Here is an 18,770-nt window from a genome sequence, read left to right on the forward strand (position 1 = left end):
GCGGCCCTGACGGTGCGCGGGGTCAGCTGTTCCAGACCTGGAACTCGGAGATCTGGCCGGCCGGCCAGCCGGTGTTGGCGGTGATGTCGAGGCGGAAGTAGCGCTTGCTGGTGGCCGGGAAGGTGATGGTCACCGTGTTGCCGTTGGCGCTCGGGTCGAAGGTGTAGGAGGCCGAGCCGACCAGCGTGGAGAAGGTGGAGCCGTCGGTCGAGCCCTGCACCGACAGGGTCTGGCTGCGGGCGCCCCAGGAGGCGGGCAGCTGGAGCACCACCTTGTCGGCGGTCTGCGCGGAGCCGAGGTCCACCTGCAGCCACTGCGGCAGGGCGTTGTCGGTGCTCTCCCAGTAGCTGGTCTGGTTGCCGTCGGTGGCGTTGCCGGGGGCGTAGTTCTGGGTCTGGCCCGAGGCGGTGGCCGCCTTGCCCAGCGCCAGGTCGGTGTTACCGCCGCCGGTACCCCCGCCGGTGGCGGCGCCCGTGAAGGCCTCGAAGTCGGAGAGCTGCGCGGCCGCCCAGCCGGTGTTGCCGGTCACCACGACCCGCAGGTAGCGGGCGCTGCTGCCGGCCGGGACCGGGATGGTGACGGTGTTGCCGTCGGCGTTCGGGTCGAAGGTGTAGCCGGCCGGGCCGGCCAGGGTGGTGAAGGCGGAGCCGTCGGTCGAGCCCTGCAGCGACAGGGTCTCGGTGCGGGCGCTCCAGGCGGTGGACGGCGGCAGCTTCAGCACCGCCCGGCCGATCGGGAAGGACTGGCCGAGGTCCACCTGCGCCCACTGCGGGAAGCCGCCGTTGGCACTCTCCCAGTAGGTCGACGGGTCGGGGTCGGTCAGGTTGGCGGGCGTGTAGCTGCCGTTGCTGGAGCTGGCGGTGGCGGGGGCGCCGGCCGCCAGGTCGGTGTTGCCGTCGATGCCGCTGCCGGTCAGGGCCACGGTGGTCGGGGCGTTGTTGGCGTTGCTGGCGATGCTCAGGCTGCCGGTGCGGGCGCCGCCCGCGGTCGGGGTGAAGGTGACGCTGACCGTGCAGGAGGCGCCGACGGCCACGGTGGCGCAGGTGTTGGTCTGGGCGAAGTCACCGGTGGTGGTGATGCCGGAGACGGTGGCCGCGCTGGTGCCGGAGTTGGTCAGGGTGACGGTCCGGGCGGCGCTGGTGGCGCCGACCGCGGCGGCCGGGAAGGCGAGGCTGCCCGGGTTGGCGCCGAGCACCGGGCCGGGCGCGGTGCCGGTGCCGGAGAGCGCGACGGTGCTGGTGGTGCCGCCGGCGGTGACGGTCAGGCTGCCGCTGCGGGCGCCGGTCGCGGTGGGCGCGAAGGTGACGCTGACGGTGCAGGAGCCGTTGGCCGCGATCGAGGAGCCGCAGGTGTTGGTCTGCGCGAAGTCGCCGCTGGTGCCGATCGCGGAGACGGCGGCGGCGCTGCCGGTCGGGTTGCTGACCGTGACGGTCTGCGCGGCGCTGCTGCCGCCGGTGGCGACCGGGCCGAAGCTCAGCGCGCTCGGGGCGGCGGTGACTCCGGTGGCCGGGTAGGGCGGGAAGACCGGGGTCGGCCACGGGCCGCAGAGCGGGGTGCCGGAGATGCCGGAGTTGCCGCCGCCGTCGGTGACGGTGAAGTTGCCGCCCTCGCAGTTGTAGACCGGGCTGCCGGCACCGACGCCGGTCGCGGTGACGTTGCTGAAGCTCGCGGCGCCGCCGGTCTGCTCCTGGAGCGCGAAGGTGCCGGTGCCGTTGATGGTGACGTTGTTGAGGCTGACCCCGCTGATGGTGCCCTCGACCCACTGCACGGCCTCGTACGGGCTCTGCTCGATCAGCGCGTTGGAGACGTTGACCGGGCCGGTGATGGCGCCCTGGCTGCCGTCGAACCAGAGCGCGCCGACACCGAACTGCCAGTTCGGGTCGAGGCTGCCGTCCCGGATCAGGGTGTTGTTGCTGATCGTGGTGGTGCCGACCGGGGTGGAGGTGAAGCGCTGGCCGACGTGGATGCCGCCGCCCTGGGCGAGACCGGTGTCCACCACCAGGTTGCCGCTGACCGTGTTGTCGTGGCCGCCGTAGACGGCGATGCCGTTGGCCAGGATCTGCAGCTGCACGGTGTTGTTGGTGATCTTGTCGTTGGCGTCCGCGCCGATCGCGGAGTCGGCCCAGGTGGCGATGCCGTCGTCGCCGGTGTTGCGCAGGTCGCTGTTGGTGACGGTGGAGTTGGTGACCCCGCCGTGGAAGTTGATGCCGTCGGCGGTGGTGTCCCGGATCCGCATCCCGGAGAAGGTGAGCGAGTCCATCGGGCCGTCCATCCAGGCGCCGACCTTCAGGTGCTCGATCCACAGGTTGCCGACCGTGGAGCTGCTGAGCGCGCCGCCGATGCCGTTCACCTGGGCGCCGTCGTTGCGCTCCTGGACGTCGCCGGAGATGGCGAAGTCGTGCAGGTGGACGTTGCTGCTGGCGTTGGGGGCGGAGTTGCCGTAGAAGCCGGGGGCCGCGCCGGTGACGGTGGAGTACCACATGCCGGCGCCCGCGATGGTCACGTTGTTGACCGCGATGTGGCCGGGCACCTTGTAGCTGCCCGGCGGCAGCCAGACCGTGCCGCCGGGGCCGGCCGCGCTGATCGCGGCGTTGAAGGCGGCGGTGGAGTCGGCCGCGCCGGTGGGGTCGGCGCCCTGACCGGTGACCGAGACCGAGCCCGCGGGCTGGGCGGCGGCCGCGCCGACCTGCTCGAAGTCGGCGAAGTCGACGGTGTAGGAGGAGGCGGTGTCTCCCGGGTCGACCTTCAGGGTGAAGGTGGTGCCGGCCGGGTAGGTGGTGCCGAACAGCCGGTGGGCCTCGTCGTAGAAGTGGTGCGGGTTGCTGCCCGGGGTGTTGGTGAACGGGTAGCTGCCGTAGTACCAGCTGTAGGCGTTGGTGAGCGGGAAGTCGCTCTGCTTGGCGCCGTTGACGTAGAGCGAGAGCGGGGCGGTGTAGACCGAGCCGTTCGCGGTGTCCGGGATGCTGTAGCGGAAGTCGATCGAGTTGGTCGCCACCGGGGTGGTGAAGGTGACGTACTGTCCGCTGCCCTGCAGGGTCACGGCCTTGCGGCCGGAGGCCTCGTCGGCGAGCTGGCCCTGGGCGTAACTCGGGCCGATCACGGTGCCGTTGGTGGCGGAGTTCTCCGCCTGCACCTCGACGTACGGCAGCGCGGCGCCGGAGCCGCCGGTGGCCGTGGCGGCCAGCGCGGGCGGTGCCGCGACGGCGAGCACTCCGCCGCCGAGCAGGGCGGCGCTCCCGGCGAGCGCGACGGCTCGCCTGAGCAGTTGGGAAGGGGAAGGCAAGGCTGGCTCCTTCGCGAACAGGGGTGGGGGATTCGCGGCGTGGCGCACGGGTGGAGCGGGGCTCCGTGGGGCGGCGGCGCGTGGGAACCGTAACGGCTGCGATATGAGGCCGCAATATCCTGATCCTGAGCTGTTGAACTTACTCACGAACCTGTCGGATTTACTGCAAGCACTGCGCACTGCTTGCAATCAGGTGCGTGCCTTTTGCGGGCCCTGCCCTATGCTTCCGGCCATGACACGACGACTCGCGGAGGTGGCCGCGGCGGTCGGGGTCAGCGAGGCCACCGTCAGCCGGGTGCTCAACGGCCGCCCCGGGGTGGCCGAGCGCACCCGCGCCGCCGTGCTGGCCGCGCTGGACCGGCTCGGCCACCAGCGCCCGGAGCGGCTGCGCGAGGAGCGCTCGCGGCTGGTCGGGCTGGTGCTGCCGGAGCTGCAGAACCCGATCTTCCCGGCCTTCGCCGAGGCGGTCGGCGGGGCGCTGGCCGGGCAGGGGTTCACGCCGGTGCTCTGCATCCAGACCGCGGGCGGGGCCAGTGAGGCCGAGTACGTGGACCTGCTGCTTCAGCACCGGGCCTGCGGGGCGGTCTTCGTCGGCGGCCAGTACGCCCAGGCCCACTCCTCGCACGAGCACTACCACCGGCTGGTCCGGCGCGGCCTGCCCACCGTGCTGATCAACGCCGCGGTGCCCGACCTCGGCCTGCCGCAGGTGAGTTGCGACGACCGGATGGCGGTCCGGCAGTGCCTGGGCCACCTGCTCTCACTGGGCCACCGGCGGATCGGGCTGGCCCTCGGGCCGCCGGACCACGTGCCGTCCCGGCGCAAGCTTGCCGCCGCCCGGCAGGTGCTGGCGGCGGCCGGGCTGCCGCTCCCGGCCGAGCTGGTGGAGCACGCGCTCTTCTCGCCGGAGGGCGGGCAGGCCGCGGCCCGTCGGCTGATCGCCCGCGGCGCCACCGGGATCGTCTGCGCCTCCGATCCGCTGGCGCTGGGCGCGGTGCGGGCGGCCCGCCGCGCCGGACTGCGGGTGCCCGGGCAGGTGTCGGTGATCGGCTACGACGACGCGCCGTTCATGAATTGCGCCGGGCCGCCGCTGACCACCATCCGGCAGCCGATCGAGGCGATGGGCCGCACCGTGGTGGAGCTGCTGGCGGCCGCCCTGGCGGGCAGCCCGGTCAGCCACCAGGAGCTGCTCTTCGAGCCGGAGCTGGTGGTCCGGGGCACCACCGGGCCGGCACCCAGGGACTGAGCCCGTCGACTTCCTGCGCGGAGCCGTCCCTGACCGCCGGTCAGCTCCGCGGTGCGGGCGCGGTCGAGCCGCGGACCACCAGCTCCGGCTCGAAGAGCAGTTCGTCATGGGTCACCCGGGCGCCGCCGATGGCGCCGGTGAGCAGTTCCACGGCGGCCCGGCCCATCGCCTCGATCGGCTGGCGCACCGTGGTCAGCGGCGGGTCGGTGCAGGTCATGAACGAGGAGTCGTCGTAGCCGACCACCGAGACGTCGGCCGGCACCGAGCGCCCGGCCCGCCGCACCGCCCGCACCGCGCCCAGCGCCAGCGGGTCGGAGGCGCAGACCACCGCCGTGACGCCCTGCCGCAGCAGCCGGGTGGTGGCCGCCTGCCCGCCCTCCAGCGAGAACAGCGCCCGCTCCACCAGCTCCTCGCCCAGCTCCAGCCCGGCCCGCTCGGCCGCCGCCCGGCCGGCCGCCAGCTTGCGCTGCGAGGGCACGTGGTCGGGCGGGCCCAGCACCAGGCCGATCCGCCGGTGGCCCAGCTGGTGCAGGTGGCCCATCGCCTGCTCCACCGCCACCGCGTCGTCGCAGGACACCCGCGGGAAGTCGAGGTGGTCGACGGCCGCGTTCAGCAGCACGGTCGGCAGGTTGCGCTCGGCCAGCCGCCCGTAGTGCCCGTGCGGGGCGTCGGCCTGGGCGTACCAGCCGCCGAAGAAGATCACCCCGGAGACCTGCTGCTCCAGCAGCAGCTCCACGTAGTCCGGCTCGCTCACCCCGCCCGCGGTCTGGGTGCAGAGCACCGGGGTGAACCCCTGCCCGGCCAGCGCTCCGCCGACCGCCTCGGCGAAGGCCGGGAAGATCGGGTTCTGCAGCTCCGGCAGCACCAGCCCGACCAGCCGCGCGCGTTCGCCGCGCAGCTGGGTCGGCCGCTCGTAGCCCAGCACGTCCAGCGCGGTCAGCACCGCGATCCGGGTCGACTCGGAGACCCCCGGCTTGTCGTTGAGCACCCGGCTCACGGTGGCCTCGCTGACCCCGACCTTCCTGGCCACCTCGGCGAGTCGTCGCGTCATGGCCGTCATCCTAGAGAGTGTCCGCCGAAGCGGCGGTCGCCCACCTTGCGCAGTCGACTGGCTACCATGCGTTGCCATGAGCCTCCTGCGCCGCACCTGCGCCTGCGCCGTCACCGCCGCCGTCCTGCTGCTCGGCACCGGACCGGCGCGGGCCGCCGAGCCGGGCGGCGGCTACACCGCGCTCGGCGACTCCTACGCCTCGGGTGTCGGCGCCGGCGCCTACGACCCGGCCTCCGGCGACTGCCACCGCAGCGCCAACGCCTACCCGGCGCTCTGGGCCGCCGCCCGCCCCGGCACCGCGCTGACCGATCTGGCCTGCTCCGGCGCCACCACCGCCGACGTGCTCAACGGCCAGCTGCCCCGGCTGCCCCGCGGCACCGGCCGGGTGACCCTGACCATCGGCGGCAACGACCTGGGCTTCACCGACGCGGTGCTGGCCTGCCTGCAGCCGCTCACCACCGACGCCCGCTGCGACCAGGCGCTGGCGCACAGCGCCGACCTGCTGGACCACCAGCTCCCCGGCAGCTACGACCGCCTGCTCACCGCCGTCAGCGCCGCCGCGCCGGGCGCCCGGGTGGTGGTCACCGGCTACCCGGACCTGCTGCAGACCACCGGCTCGCTGCTCTGCTGGACCGGCACCGAGCAGCGCCGGGCCCGGTTCAACGAGCTGACCGACCGGCTGGACGAGCTGATCCGCCGCCAGGCCGCCGCCCACGGCGCCCGGTTCGCCGACCCCCGCCCGGCCTTCGCCGGCCACGGCGTCTGCGCCGGTCAGGCGGGCGAGTGGATCAACGGCATCGTGCTCGGCACCCTCTGGGAGTCCTTCCACCCCACGGCCGAGGGCCAGTCGCACGGCTACCTCCCGGTGGTCTCCGACGCACTCTCCTGATCCCTGCGTACGCGGGGCATCAAAGCCCGTAGGCTGGGCAGGTAGGGTCCGTGGAACGGGGCGTTCCACGTGCGGAGGGAGACGCTGGGTGATCGAGCTGGAAGATGTTCCCGAGTTGATCGACCCGGTCATGGTCTGTGCCTTCGAGGGCTGGAACGACGCGGGCGACGCCGCCTCCACGGCGGTCGGCCATCTGGACGAGACCTGGGGCGGGAAGGTGTTCACCGCGCTGGACGCGGAGGACTACTACGACTTCCAGGTCAACCGCCCGACGGTCTGGCTGGACGGCGGGGTGCGCCGGATCACCTGGCCCACCACCCGGCTGTCGGTGGTGCGGGTGACCGAGCCGACCACCCGCGACCTGGTGCTGGTGCGCGGCATCGAGCCGAGCATGCGCTGGCGGTCGTTCTGCAACGAGCTGCTGGGCCTCGCGCACGAGCTGGGCGTGGAGCTGGTGGTGATCCTGGGCGCGCTGCTCGGCGACACCCCGCACACCCGCCCGGTGCCGGTCAGCGGGGTCACCTCGGACGCCGCCCTGGCCCGCCGGCTGGACCTGGAGGAGAGCCGCTACGAGGGCCCCACCGGGATCGTCGGCGTGCTGCAGGAGGCCTTCGCGCACGCGGGCGTCCCGGCCGTGACGCTCTGGGCCGCCGTGCCGCACTACGTCGCCCAGCCGCCGAACCCCAAGGCGACCCTGGCGCTGCTGAACAAGCTGGAGGACCTGCTGGACCTGCGCATCCCGCCGGGCGACCTGCCCGAGGACGCCCGGGCCTGGCAGCTGGGCGTGGACCAGCTGGCCGCCGAGGACAGCGAGGTGGCGGAGTACGTCCAGCAGCTGGAGGAGGCGCAGGACACCACCGAGCTGCCGGAGGCCAGCGGCGAGGCGATCGCCCGGGAGTTCGAGCGCTACCTGCGGCGCCGGGAGAACCAGGGCCCGGGCGGCGAGAAGGGCGAGAAGGCACCCGGCGGCCGGGCGCTGCTGGACCGCTCCGCCGAGGCCGGCGGCCCGGCCGAGGCCGAGGCCGAGGAGGAGCCCTCCGAGGGTGCGGAGGGCGGGGAGGCGCGGGAATCCGGCGGCCAGGAGGCCCCGGGCGACGGGGCCGAGGAGGACCAGGGCACCGAGGGTGCCGAGGGCGCGGACGGCCGGGACGGCAGCCAGCGCGGCTGACCGGCCGTCGGCGGCGGGGCTGAGCCGCCGTCAGGAGCACTGCGGTCTCGAGCCGATGACCGGCGTCGGGCAGCCGCCGGTCATCGGCCGGGACCAGTGCATCGGTCCGGACCGTGTCCTGTCAAGGGTCTAGACCAGTCCTCAGATTCGCCACACAACCGGAACCCTCCGCTCCGCCCTGCCGCCGCCGGCCCCCCGCGCAGTACCGTGGAGGTCCGACCGTGAGATTCCGGCCGTCGGGTGTGGCCGAGGTGACGCCATGGAGGTCCTGGTAGCGGTGCTGGGGGCGCTGGCCGGTATGGCCGCGCTCGGGGGCGCCTGGGCGGCGCTGAGCATACGCGTGGTGCAGCAGTGGCAGCGCGGGGTGGTGTTCCGGTTCGGCCGGGTCCGCGAGCAGATCCGCTCCCCCGGCGTGGTGGTGCTGGTCCCGGCCGTCGACCGGCTGCGCCGGGTGAACGTGCAGATCGTCACCCTCCCGGTGCCCGCCCAGGAGGGCATCACCAAGGACAACGTGACGGTCCGGGTGGACGCGGTGGTCTACTTCAAGGTGGTCGACCCGGTCCGGGCCACCGTCACCGTGCAGGACTACCAGTTCGCCATCTCCCAGGTGGCGCAGACCTCGCTGCGCTCGATCATCGGCAAGAGCGAGCTGGACGACCTGCTGGCCAACCGGGAGCCGATCAACCAGGGCCTGGAGCTGATGCTGGACAGCCCGGCGCTCGGCTGGGGCATCCAGATCGACCGGGTGGAGATCAAGGACGTGGCGCTGCCCGAGTCGATGAAGCGCTCGATGGCCCGGCAGGCCGAGGCGGACCGGGAGCGGCGGGCCAGGATCATCACCGCCGACGGCGAGTACCAGGCCAGCAAGCAGCTCTCCGAGGCGGCCCAGATCATGAGCGCCACCCCGGCGGCGCTGCAGCTGCGGCTGCTGCAGACCGTGGTGGAGGTGGCGGCGGAGAAGAACTCCACCCTGGTGCTGCCGTTCCCGGTGGAGCTGCTGCGCTTCCTGGAGAGCGCCACCGAGGCCCACGAGAGCACCGTGGAGGCGGTGGAGAGCGCCCTGGAGACGGAGAAGCGGCAGGCCGCCGACCCGGGAGCGGATCAACGGCCTGCCGACTAGCGGATCAGCGGGTCAACGGTTCAGAGCGCGACGCCCAGCAGCGCGTCCACGGTGCGCGAGACGAGGCCCGGCGCCCCCGTGTCGGTGCCGCCCCCGGCCTCCTGCAGCGCCGCCCAGCGGTCCACGGCGGCCAGCGCGGCCGGCGCGTCCAGGTCCTCGGCCAGCGCGGCCCGCACCTCGGCGAGCAGCTGCTCGGCCGCCGGTCCGTCCGGCCGGGAGACCGCGCTGCGCCAGCGGGCCAGCCGCTCCAGCGCCTCGTCCAGGACGTCCTTGGTCCACTCCCACTCACTGCGGTAGTGCCGGGAGAGCAGCGCCAGGCGGATCGCCGCCGGGTCGACGCCCTCGCGGCGCAGCGCCGAGACGAAGACCAGGTTGCCGCGCGACTTGGACATCTTGTGGCCGTCCAGCGCGACCATCCCGGCGTGCACGTAGGCCCGGGCGAACGGGTGCCCGCCGGTGGCGGCCTGGGCGTGCGCGGCGCCCATCTCGTGGTGCGGGAAGGCCAGGTCGGTGCCGCCGCCCTGGATGTCGAAGCCCATCTCCAGGTACTGCAGGGCGATCGCCACGCACTCGATGTGCCAGCCGGGCCGGCCGTGGCCGAGCTCGGTGTCCCAGGCGGGCTCGCCCGGGCGGGCGGAGAGCCAGAGCAGCGCGTCCAGCGGGTGGCGCTTGCCCGGGCGGTCCGGGTCGCCGCCGCGCTCGGCGAAGACCGGCACCATCTGCTCCCGGGTCAGTCCGGAGACCTCGCCGAAGTGCGGGTCGGCCTCGACCGAGAAGTAGATGTCGCCGTCCAGCTCGTAGGCGGCGCCGCTGGCGAGCAGCCGCTGCACCAGCGGGACGATCCACGGGATGGACTCCACGGCGCCGATGTACTGCTTCGGCGGCAGGATCCGCAGCGCGGTCATGTCCTCGCGGAAGAGCGCGGTCTCGCGCTCGGCCAGCTTGGTCCAGTCCTGACCGGTGGCGACGGCGCGCTCCAGCAGCGGGTCGTCGACGTCGGTCACGTTCTGCACGTAGTGCACCTGCCGGCCCTGGTCCAGCCAGACCCGCTGGACCAGGTCGAAGGTGTTGTAGGTGGCGGCGTGGCCCAGGTGGGTGGCGTCGTAGGGGGTGATCCCGCAGACGTAGATGCGGGCGGTGTCACCCTCGGGGACCACCTCCCGGACGGTGCCGGTGGCGGTGTCGTGGATACGCAGAGGGAGTCCCTGACCTGGTAGGGCGGGAACCTCGGAAGCTGGCCAGGCATGCATGAAAAGGACTCTAACCTTGCGATCATTTGAAAGGCTAACCAGTCAGCGGAATCGGCTGAAAGAGACGAGCCGATCCGCCGCTGGCAGCCGGATCAGACCGGCGGCCAGGGGATCGAGGGCCATTCGTCCGAAGGCACCGGGTGCCGACCGGCCCGCAGCAGGGCCGCGGTGCGCTCCCGAGTGGCCGTCAGCTCATCCGCCGTCAAGTGCTCCGCCAGCCGCTTCCCGAGCGCGCCGTCCAGCTCCGCGGCCAACCGCTCCAGCACCGCCACCGCCTCCCCGGTCAGCGGCTGGTCGGCCCAGCCCCAGAGCAGGGTGCGCAGCTTGCCGGAGGAGTTGAAGGTCACACCGTGGTCGATGCCGTAGATCCGGCCGTCGGCGGCCGGCAGCAGGTGGCCGCCCTTGCGGTCGGCGTTGTTCAGCACGGCGTCCAGCACGGCCATCCGGCGCAGCCGCTCGTCGTCCGCGTGCACCAGCAGCACCGGGCGGCCGCCCTCGGCCTGCGCCTGTACCACGGCCAGCCAGCCGGGCTCCGGGCCGGACGGGTCCTGCAGCGCCAGCATCGGCGCCGCCCCCTGGTCCGGCTCCACCCAGACCTGCGCCATGCCCGGGCCGAACGGGCCCTCGCGCAGCACGGTCGGCGGGATCAGCGCCCAGCCGGAGGCGGCGGACAGCTCGTAGGCGGCCACCTCGCGGCCGGCCAGGGTGCCGTCGGGGAAGTCCCAGAGCGGGCGTTCGCCGCGCACCGGCTTGTAGACGCAGAGCGCCTCGGTGCCGTCCAGCTCGACCGAGCAGAGCAGGGCGGCGTTGGAGGCGTCGGTCAGCTGGCCGTGCACGGTGAGCGCGCCGGAGCGCAGCAGCTCCAGGGCGGCCGCCGGGTCGGCGGCCAGCGCGGCGGTGGCGGCCGGGTCGGGCGCCGGTATCTCCGCGGCCTCCTCCTCCGGCCGCGGCCCCTCCTCGGCGCTCAGCGCTTGTAGCCGTTCTGGCGCGGGCACAGGTGGCCCTCGGGGTCGAGCGGGAGGTTGCAGAACGGGCAGGGCCGGCGGCCGGCCGCCACCAGGTCCAGCGCCCGCTTGGCGAACACCCGGGCCATCGCGCCGGTCAGCCGCACCCGCAGCAGGTCGGGGCCGTTCTCCTCGTCGAAGACCGGCTCGGCCTCCTCGTCCTCCTCGGCGTCCTCCAGCAGCGCCTGCGCCTCGACCACCAGGCAGCTGTCGTCCGAGTCCCAGGCCAGCGCCATGGTGCCGACCCGGAACTCCTGCTCCAGCGGCAGGTCCAGCGGCGCGGTGTCGATCAGGTCGGTGGGCGCCACCGCGGGGATCGGCGCCTGGCCGGCGCTGCGCCGCAGCGCCTCGTCCAGCACCTCGTCCACCCGCTCTGCCAGCGCCGCGACCTGCGTCTTCTCCAGCAGCACGCTGGTGATCCGGCCGCGCGCGCTGGCCTGCAGGAAGAACGCCCGGGAGCCGGGCTGGCCGACCGTGCCGGCCACGAACCGCTCGGGCTGGTCGTAGTAGAAGACCTGTCGGGGCACTCTCTCGCTCCGGTTGTCTGGGACGGGGTCTGGTACGGGCTCCGGGTGCCTTCCCACCCTACGGCGTGCGGCTAGGCGGCCGCGGCGCCGGTGGATCCGCCCACCGGCGCGTCGCCCTCGGGGGTCGGGTGGCCGGCCGGGCGCGGGCCCAGGCCGGTGACCGTGCCGGTGTCGCCCATCCGCAGCAGGAACGGGCGCAGCGGGGTGTAGCGGATCGCGGTCACCGTGCAGGGGTCCACGTTGATCCGCTGGAAGTGGTCCAGGTGCAGGCCGAGCGCGTCGGCCACGATCGCCTTGATCACGTCGCCGTGGGTGCAGGCGATCCAGACCGCGTCCGGGCCGTGCTCGGCGGCGACCTTCTCGTCCCACTCGCGGGCCGCCGCCACCGTGCGGTGGCTCAGCGCGCGCAGCGACTCGCCGCCCGGGAAGGCGGCCGCCGAGGCGTGGTCCTGCACGGTGCGCCAGAGCGGCTCCTTGGCCAGCTCCGCGAGCGGGCGGCCGGTCCACTCGCCGTAGTGGCACTCGCCGAGGCGGTCGTCCAGGGTCGGCTCGCCCAGCTCGGGCCGGGCGGCGAGCAGCGGGGCCAGGGTCTGCCGGCAGCGCTCCAGCGGGCTGCTGACGGCCTGGGCCAGCGGGACGCCGGCCAGCCGCTCCACCAGCTGCCCGGCCTGGCCGTGGCCGGTCTCGTCCAGCTCCACCCCCGGGGTCCAACCGGCGAGGATCCCGGCGGAGTTCGCGGTCGACCGGCCATGGCGTACCAGCAGCAGTGTGGGCATGCCCCAAGCCTAAGGGGTGGTCGGGAGCGCCCGGCAGCGGCCGCGAGCCGTTCCCGGCCCCGGGCCCCTCCGCGGGCCACAATGGGAGCCGTGATCACGGACTCCGCCCACTACCGGGACGGCCGTCGGATCGCCGCCACCGGCGGCCCCGGCATCGACGGCGGCTTCGTCTGGATCGGCCTCGCGGATCCGGGCGGAGCCGAGTTCGCGCAGGTCGGAGCGGTGGCCGGGCTGCCGGCCGGCACGGTCGCGCAGGCTCTGGGCGCCCCGCGCCAGCCGGGGGTGACCCGGCTGCCGGAGGCGCTGCTGGTGGTGCTGACGACGGTTCAGGGCGTCCGCGCCGGGGTGACCACCGGTCAGCTGGTGCTGCTGGTCGGCGAGGGCTTCGTGCTGACGGTCCGCCACGGGCCGCCCGGGCCGATGCGCGGGCTGCGGGACCGGCTGGAGCAGCAGCCGCAGCTGCTGGCGCACGGGCCGGCCGCGGTGCTGCACGCGGTCTGCGCCGCCACCCTGGACGAGTACCTGGCCGCGCTGGCCGCCGAGCCCGGCTCCCGGGTGCTGCGGACGGCGGCCCGGCAGGTGCTCGGGCCGCTGCGCGAGCTCTCCGCCGGGCTGCTGCCCGCCCTGCGCGAGCCCGTCGAGCTGCTGACCGCCGCGAGCGCGCCGGAGCCCGCGCCGCCGCGGGCCGCCGTGCGCGGGGCGGCCGACCGGCCCGGCGTGCACCGGCTGGCCGCCTGGGCGGCGCTGACGGCGCCGCCGGTGCTGCTGGCCGGGTACGCGCTGGTGGACCGGGACGCGGCGGTGCCCTACGGATACCCGCTCGGCGCCGGTGCGACCGCGCTGGCCTGCGGGGTGCTGCACCGGCTGTTCAAGCGGTGGGAGTGGCTGTAGCTCAGGCCACGCCGACTCAGGCCAGGCCGGCGTGTTCCAGGGCCGCCACGCCGGTGCGCAGCGCGGTGATCCGCTCCTCCAGGGTCCAGCCGGACGGGGCCAGGGTCAGCGTGGTCACCCCCGCGTCGGCGTAGGCGCGCATCCGGTCGGCGATCCGCTCGGTGCCGCCGAGCAGCGAGACCGCGTCGATCAGCTCCTGCGGCACGGCGGCGGCCGCGCCCGGCTTGTCGCCGGCCAGGTAGCGCTGCTGGATCTCCTCGGCCTGCTGCTCGTAGCCCATCCGCCGGGCCAGCTGGTTGTAGAAGTTCTTCTCCTTGCTGCCCATGCCGCCCAGGTAGAGCGCCACGTAGTCGCGCAGCGAGTCGGCCAGCGCCGGGATGTCCTCGCCGACCGCGATGTTGACGGTCGGGCAGAGGTCGAAGCCGTCCAGCGTCAGCCCGGCCTTGGCGCGGCCGGCCCGCAGCGGGTCCAGCGACAGCCCGGCGTGCTCGGGCGAGAAGAAGATGCCCAGCCAGCCGTCGGCCAGCTCGCCGGTCTGCTCCAGGTTCTTCGGGCCGATCGCGGCGATGTAGAGCGGGATCCGCTCGCGCACCGGGTGCACCGTCAGCTTCAGCGGCTTGCCCGGGCCGCCGGGCAGCGGCAGCGTCCAGTTGGCACCCTGGTGGACCAGCCGCTCCCGGGACATCGCCTTGCGGATGATCTCCACGTACTCCCGGGTGCGGGCCAGCGGCTTGTCGAACCGCACGCCGTACCAGCCCTCGGAAACCTGCGGGCCGGACACCCCGAGGCCGAGCCGGAACCGGCCGCCGGAGAGGGCGTCCAGGGTGGCGGCGGTCATCGCGGTCATCGCCGGGGTGCGGGCCGGGATCTGGAAGATCGCCGAGCCGACGTCGATGCGCTCGGTCTTCGCGGCCACGTAGGAGAGCACGGTGGCCGCGTCCGAGCCGTAGGCCTCGGCGGCCCAGCAGACCGAGTAGCCGAGGCGGTCGGCCTCCTGGGCCACCGCGATGTTGTCGGCGTCCAGGCCGAGTCCCCAGTAACCGAGGTTGATGCCGAGTCGCATGGCGGGCGTGCCTTCCTGAAGGGGCCGTTGGCGGGTCCACGCTAGCCGGGCCGGCGACCGCGTTGCTACCGACCGGTAGGCGTGGCGCGCATCACATTGCGGCGGGTGCGCGGTTACGCTCGTGGTCACCGATCGAGGGGGTCCTGCCGCCATGCACCAACGCAACCTGGGCCGCACCGGCCTGCGGGTCTCCCGGCTGGGGCTGGGCACCATGACCTGGACCGGCGACACCGACGAGGCCGAGGCCGCCGAGCAGCTGAAGGTGTTCGCCGACGCCGGCGGCACCCTGGTGGACACCGCGGACGTCTACGGCGACGGCGCCGCCGAGTACCTGCTGGCCCGGCTGATGGAGAGTCTGGTCCCGCGCTCCGAACTGGTGATCGCCACCAAGTCCGGCGGCGCGCCCGGCCCCGACGGCCGGCCCGACGCCTCGCGCGGCCGCCTGCTCGCCGCGCTGGACGCCTCGCTGCGCCGGCTCGGCACCGACTACGTGGACCTCTGGCAGGTGCACGCCTTCGACCCGGCGACCCCGACCGAGGAGACCCTGCACGCGCTGGACCTGGCCGTCTCCTCCGGCCGGGCCCGCTACGCCGGGGTGGCCGACCACTGCGGCTGGCAGCTCGCCAAGGCGGCCACCTGGCAGCGCGCGGTGCCGGGACGGGTGCCGCTCTCCTCGGTGCTGATGGAGTACTCCCTGCTGCAGCGCGGGATCGAGCGCGAGGTGCTGCCCGCCGCGCTGGACGCCGGGGTGGGCCTGCTGGCCGCCTCGCCGCTCGGGCGCGGGGTGCTGACGGGCAAGTACCGGCACGGCCTGCCGGCCGAGTCCCGGGGCAGCTCGCCCTACCTGGCCGGCTTCGTCAAGCCCTACCTGAGCGGGCGCTCCCGGCGGATCGTGGACGCGGTGGCGACGGCGGCCGACGGGCTGGCCAGCAGCCCGCTCGCGGTGGCGCTCTCCTGGGTCCGCGACCGCCCCGGGGTGGCCTCCGCCGTGGTCGGCGCGCGCACCGGGGCTCAGCTGCAGGCGGCGCTGTCGGTGGAGGCCCTTACGCTTCCGGATGAGATCCGCGGCGCGCTGGACGACATCTCGGCGCCGGTGCGCCGCTACCCCGATCAGGACTGGAACGAACTGTGAGTCAGACGCAGGACCCGGCCGGCGGGCCGGTGCCCGAACCCCGCGGCGCTTCGGACGGGGGGCCGGGGGGCTCCGGGAACGACGGGAACGAGGCGTCGGAGGCGGCCCGGCCGGCGGCTCCGTTCGCGACCGCCGCCGATCCCGCCGGCAAGGCCGCGCAGCTGGCCGCGCTCACCGCGGCCGTGCGGGCCGTGGAGCAGCGCGACCCCGCCGAGCGCCCGGCCGCCCGGCCGGCGCGGCCCGCTCCGCAGGCTCCGCCCGCTTCGGAGGGTGAGGCGAAGGCACCCGCTGCCCCCGCGGCGCCCGCCCCCGTGGTGCCCGAGCTCCCCGCCGACGCGCTGCGCGCCACCGTGCAGTTGCTCACCCACGGCGGCGCCCCGGCCGCGGCCGCCGCCGAGCTGGCGCAGGCCGCGCTCGGCGTGCTCGGCGAGGACGCGCCGGCCGTGCTGCAGGAGGACCCGTGGGCGCTGCTGGGCCTGCCCGGCGTCCGCCCCGAGCAGGCCGACGGCTTCGCCCAGGCACTGCTCGGCCCCGCCGCCGGGCCGGGCGACCCGCGGCGCGGCCGGGCGCTGGCCGTCTGGCTGTTGGAGCAGGCCGCCCTGCGCGGCCACTCCGCGCAGACCGCGCAGGAGCTGCACGCGGCGCTGGAGAAGGCCGGCCTGCCCGATCCCGACGAGGCCGTGCAGGCCGCCCTGGAGGACGGCCGGGTGCTGCCGTTCCAGGAGGAGGAGACCGGCCCCGGTGCCCGCCCGGTCGCCGAGGACGAGGAGCCGCCGATGCGGGTGCTCTTCGCGCTGGAGCGGCTGGCCCAGGCCGAGGAGTCGGCCGCCGAGGGCCTGGCCCGCCTGCTGGCCACCTTCGGCACCCCGACCGCCGAGGCCTCCGAGGCCGCCGGGGCCCCCGAGGTGGAGCCCGCCGACTGGGAGCGCGCCGCCGAGGCGGCCGGCTCCGCCTCCGCCGCCGCGCTGGTCCGGGCCGTCGCCGCCGCCCCGCTGGTGCTGCACACCGGGGACGCCGCCGCGCTCGGCGAGCTCTCCGCCCTGCTGCGCGCCGCCCGCGGCCTCGGCCTGCGCGCCCGGGCCGCCTCCTGGACCGGCTATGGCCGCGACGCGCTCGGCGAGCCGGAGTCCGTCACGCTGGCCGAGCTGCTGCGCCCGGGCGCCGTGGAGCGCACCGAGGACGACTTCCTGGCGCTCGACCTGCTCGTCGTCCAGGACGCCCCGCTGCTCGACCTGGAGCAGGCCGCCACCCTGCTCGACGCGCTGGCCGACGGCACCCGCCTGGTGCTCAGCGGCGACCCCGGCCAGCTCTGGTCGGCCGGCCCCGGGCGGCTCTTCGCCGACCTGCTGGCCGCCAAGGCCTGCCCCGTGGTCGCCTCCCGCACTCCCGACCTGGGCCCGATCGGCGAGCTGGTCTCCGGCATCGGCATCGGCGAGCTGACCGAGGTCGAGGCGCCGGAGAAGCAGGTGGTGATCCTGGCCGCCCGGGACTCCGGCGAGGCCGTGCACCGCGCCGTGCAGTTGCTCACCGACTCGATCCCGCGCGCCCTCGGCATCCCCGCCGAGCAGACCGTGCTGCTCACCCCCGGCCACGGCGGCCCGGCCGGTACCCGGGCGCTGAACGCGGCTGCCAAGGCCCGGCTCAACCCCGGCCCGGGCCGGTTCGCCGGCTTCGACCCGGGCGACCGGGTGGTCTACTCGCCGGTCCCCGGCATCAACCACCCCGGCCGGGTGGTCGGCGGCGACCAGGCCGGCCTGCGGCTGGCGCTGGCCGACGGCGGCGAGCTGGTGCTGCCGCCGGAGCGGGTCGACCGGCTCCGGCACGGCTGGGCCCTGACGGTCCACCAGGCGCTCGGCCGGCGCTGGCCCGGCGCCGTCGTGGTGATCCCCGAGGAGGCGGGCCCCGGTCTCACCCGGCAGTGGGTCTACACGGCCTTCGGGCGGGCCGAGCGGCACCTCTCCGTGGTGCACGCGGCCGGCCCCGCGCTGGCCCAGGCGGTCGCCGAGCGCCCCGCCGCGCCGCGCACCACCCGGCTGCGCGCCCTGCTCGCCGAGAGCACGCCCCTCGGCTGAGACCCTGGCCCTGGCTGCCGCACGGACGCGGGGGGGGGGGGGGCCCCCCCGGGGGGGGGGCCCCCCCCCCGCCCGGCGCCGCGGCCCCCCCCCCCCCCCCCCCCCCCGCGCCCCCCCGCGCGCCCGCGCCCGCCCCCCCCGGCCCGCCCCCGCCCCCCCGCCCGCCGCCCCCCCCCCCCCCCCGCGTCCGTGCGGCCGTGCTCAGTCCACCTCGTCCTCGTCGTAGACCTCGCTGACGTCGAACCGGCAGAGCAGCAGGTGCGGGTCCGGGCTGTCGAACGGCTCGGAGAGCCACTCCCCCGGCTCGGCCGGGTCGGAGGCCGTCACCCAGAGCGTCGCGTCGCCCTCCTCCAGCCCGAACTCCTCCGCCCGGGAGGCGATCTCGTCCGGCTCGAACTCGCCGAACAGCACGCCCACCGCGGCCGTCACGCCCTCGCCCGGCTCGGCCGGCTCCAGCGACTCGTCCACCCGCTCGGCCTGGGCGCGCAGCCGGCGCGGGTCGGCGATCCGGTAGTCGCGGCGGATCAGCACGCTGATCGCCTCCGGCTCCTCCGGGCCCCGGTAGCTGCTCGCTCCGCCGTCGCCGGGCACCTCGAACGGGGTGACCTCGTCGTACACCTCGTACAGCAGTTGGTCGTAGTGGATGGCTGCCGCGGCCAGCTCCTCGTAGGCGGTGAAGACGGCGGGGTCGTCGGCGGTGGTGGTACTGGACACCGCTTCCAGATGGCGGTCGATGGCGGCCTTGACCGCCTCGGCGGCTTCGCGAACCTCGGACCGGGTGAGCTGCGCGGCATCAGACATGGGACAGACGCTATCCGTACCGAGGCCCGAGGTGCACAGGGGTTGGCGTCTCAGTTTGCGAAAGCCCGGTAATTTGACCGGTAATGTCCGAACCGTGTGCATCTGTGCCTGCCGTGGCGTTTCCACGACCCGCCCCAGGGAATTGATTACCCATCAGTTCGCTTGTCGGGTGAGGATGGCGGTGCGGCCGGTGCCGTTGTGGTCGGACCCCCTGCCGCAGCACCGGTGTCACCGTCAGAGGCAGGTCGTAGGCTTGCCGCAGACAACGCTGAGGAGGCGACCTTGACCCCACCGAAGCTGGTCCGGCAGCCCGAGTACGAGTACCAGTCCCTGCGGATGCCGCGCGGCACCTCGCGCAACGCTGCCAGGCAGTTGCTCACCGACCACGCCGAGTACGGGCACTGGGAGCTGGACCGGCTGCGGCTCTACCCCGACGGCAGCCGGACGGTGCTGCTGCGCCGGCGGATCATCCGCCAGATCCGCAGCTGGTGAGGCGGGCC

The 18,770-nt window shown here is 74.9% G+C and carries 16 protein-coding genes; 8 read left to right on the forward strand and 8 right to left on the reverse strand.

Going from position 1 to position 18,770, the window contains the following annotated elements:
- Positions 1–22: 22 nt before the first annotated feature.
- On the reverse strand, positions 23–3,283 hold the full coding sequence (locus ACFYNO_RS00600) for a discoidin domain-containing protein (RefSeq protein WP_388002846.1): 3,261 nt from the start codon (positions 3,281–3,283) through the stop codon (positions 23–25).
- Positions 3,284–3,386: 103 nt separating this feature from the next.
- Here ACFYNO_RS00600 and ACFYNO_RS00605 point away from each other — a divergent pair, with 103 nt between their 5' ends.
- Positions 3,387–4,526, forward strand: coding sequence for a LacI family DNA-binding transcriptional regulator (locus tag ACFYNO_RS00605; protein ID WP_388002849.1), 1,140 nt, complete (start codon positions 3,387–3,389; stop codon positions 4,524–4,526).
- Between the two features lie 40 nt (positions 4,527–4,566).
- On the opposite strand, the gene ACFYNO_RS00610 is transcribed toward ACFYNO_RS00605, so the two are convergent.
- On the reverse strand, positions 4,567–5,577 hold the full coding sequence (locus ACFYNO_RS00610; RefSeq protein WP_388002852.1) for a LacI family DNA-binding transcriptional regulator: 1,011 nt from the start codon (positions 5,575–5,577) through the stop codon (positions 4,567–4,569).
- Positions 5,578–5,653: 76 nt separating this feature from the next.
- Between ACFYNO_RS00610 and ACFYNO_RS00615 the strand changes: the two genes are divergently transcribed.
- The 3 genes from ACFYNO_RS00615 (at position 5,654) to ACFYNO_RS00625 (ending at position 8,754) form a co-directional block, all read left to right on the forward strand.
- Positions 5,654–6,466 (forward strand): SGNH/GDSL hydrolase family protein, encoded by an 813-nt coding sequence (locus tag ACFYNO_RS00615; RefSeq protein WP_388002855.1) that lies wholly within the window; start codon positions 5,654–5,656, stop codon positions 6,464–6,466.
- 88 nt (positions 6,467–6,554) lie between these two features.
- Positions 6,555–7,634, forward strand: coding sequence for a PAC2 family protein (locus ACFYNO_RS00620; protein WP_388002858.1), 1,080 nt, complete (start codon positions 6,555–6,557; stop codon positions 7,632–7,634).
- A 259-nt stretch (positions 7,635–7,893) separates the two neighbouring features.
- Positions 7,894–8,754, forward strand: coding sequence for a slipin family protein (locus ACFYNO_RS00625; protein WP_388002861.1), 861 nt, complete (start codon positions 7,894–7,896; stop codon positions 8,752–8,754).
- A gap of 20 nt (positions 8,755–8,774) precedes the next feature.
- Here the strand turns inward: ACFYNO_RS00625 and mshC are convergent, their stop codons facing one another.
- The 4 genes from mshC to ACFYNO_RS00645 form a co-directional block, all read right to left on the reverse strand.
- On the reverse strand, positions 8,775–10,004 hold the full coding sequence (mshC, locus tag ACFYNO_RS00630; RefSeq protein WP_388002864.1) for a cysteine--1-D-myo-inosityl 2-amino-2-deoxy-alpha-D-glucopyranoside ligase: 1,230 nt from the start codon (positions 10,002–10,004) through the stop codon (positions 8,775–8,777).
- Between the two features lie 92 nt (positions 10,005–10,096).
- Complete coding sequence (locus ACFYNO_RS00635; RefSeq protein ID WP_388004281.1) at positions 10,097–10,927, reverse strand: SCO1664 family protein; 831 nt, start codon at positions 10,925–10,927, stop codon at positions 10,097–10,099.
- A 41-nt stretch (positions 10,928–10,968) separates the two neighbouring features.
- Positions 10,969–11,535 (reverse strand): DUF3090 domain-containing protein, encoded by a 567-nt coding sequence (locus tag ACFYNO_RS00640; RefSeq protein ID WP_388002867.1) that lies wholly within the window; start codon positions 11,533–11,535, stop codon positions 10,969–10,971.
- Between the two features lie 71 nt (positions 11,536–11,606).
- A complete protein-coding gene (locus ACFYNO_RS00645) occupies positions 11,607–12,311 on the reverse strand; it encodes a histidine phosphatase family protein (protein ID WP_388002870.1) in 705 nt (234 codons plus the stop codon).
- Positions 12,312–12,401: 90 nt separating this feature from the next.
- Between ACFYNO_RS00645 and ACFYNO_RS00650 the strand changes: the two genes are divergently transcribed.
- On the forward strand, positions 12,402–13,202 hold the full coding sequence (locus tag ACFYNO_RS00650; RefSeq protein ID WP_388002873.1) for a CorA family divalent cation transporter: 801 nt from the start codon (positions 12,402–12,404) through the stop codon (positions 13,200–13,202).
- Between the two features lie 16 nt (positions 13,203–13,218).
- Here the strand turns inward: ACFYNO_RS00650 and ACFYNO_RS00655 are convergent, their stop codons facing one another.
- The gene (locus tag ACFYNO_RS00655) at positions 13,219–14,265 is read right to left on the reverse strand and encodes an LLM class F420-dependent oxidoreductase (RefSeq protein WP_388002876.1); all 1,047 of its coding nucleotides are present in this window, start codon (positions 14,263–14,265) and stop codon (positions 13,219–13,221) included.
- A 151-nt stretch (positions 14,266–14,416) separates the two neighbouring features.
- Here ACFYNO_RS00655 and ACFYNO_RS00660 point away from each other — a divergent pair, with 151 nt between their 5' ends.
- Entirely contained in the window at positions 14,417–15,397 is a 981-nt protein-coding gene (locus ACFYNO_RS00660) for an aldo/keto reductase (protein WP_388002879.1), read from the forward strand.
- Positions 15,394–17,469 (forward strand): ATP-binding domain-containing protein, encoded by a 2,076-nt coding sequence (locus ACFYNO_RS00665; protein WP_388002882.1) that lies wholly within the window; start codon positions 15,394–15,396, stop codon positions 17,467–17,469. The genes ACFYNO_RS00660 and ACFYNO_RS00665 overlap by 4 nt, the downstream gene beginning before the upstream one ends.
- A 201-nt stretch (positions 17,470–17,670) precedes the next feature.
- On the opposite strand, the gene ACFYNO_RS00670 is transcribed toward ACFYNO_RS00665, so the two are convergent.
- The gene (locus ACFYNO_RS00670) at positions 17,671–18,270 is read right to left on the reverse strand and encodes a hypothetical protein (protein ID WP_388002885.1); all 600 of its coding nucleotides are present in this window, start codon (positions 18,268–18,270) and stop codon (positions 17,671–17,673) included.
- A 297-nt stretch (positions 18,271–18,567) separates the two neighbouring features.
- Here ACFYNO_RS00670 and ACFYNO_RS00675 point away from each other — a divergent pair, with 297 nt between their 5' ends.
- Positions 18,568–18,762, forward strand: coding sequence for a DUF5703 family protein (locus ACFYNO_RS00675; RefSeq protein ID WP_388004284.1), 195 nt, complete (start codon positions 18,568–18,570; stop codon positions 18,760–18,762).
- Positions 18,763–18,770: the final 8 nt, after the last annotated feature.

Source organism: Kitasatospora sp. NPDC006697, from assembly GCF_042869935.1.
Lineage (GTDB): Bacteria > Actinomycetota > Actinomycetes > Streptomycetales > Streptomycetaceae > Kitasatospora.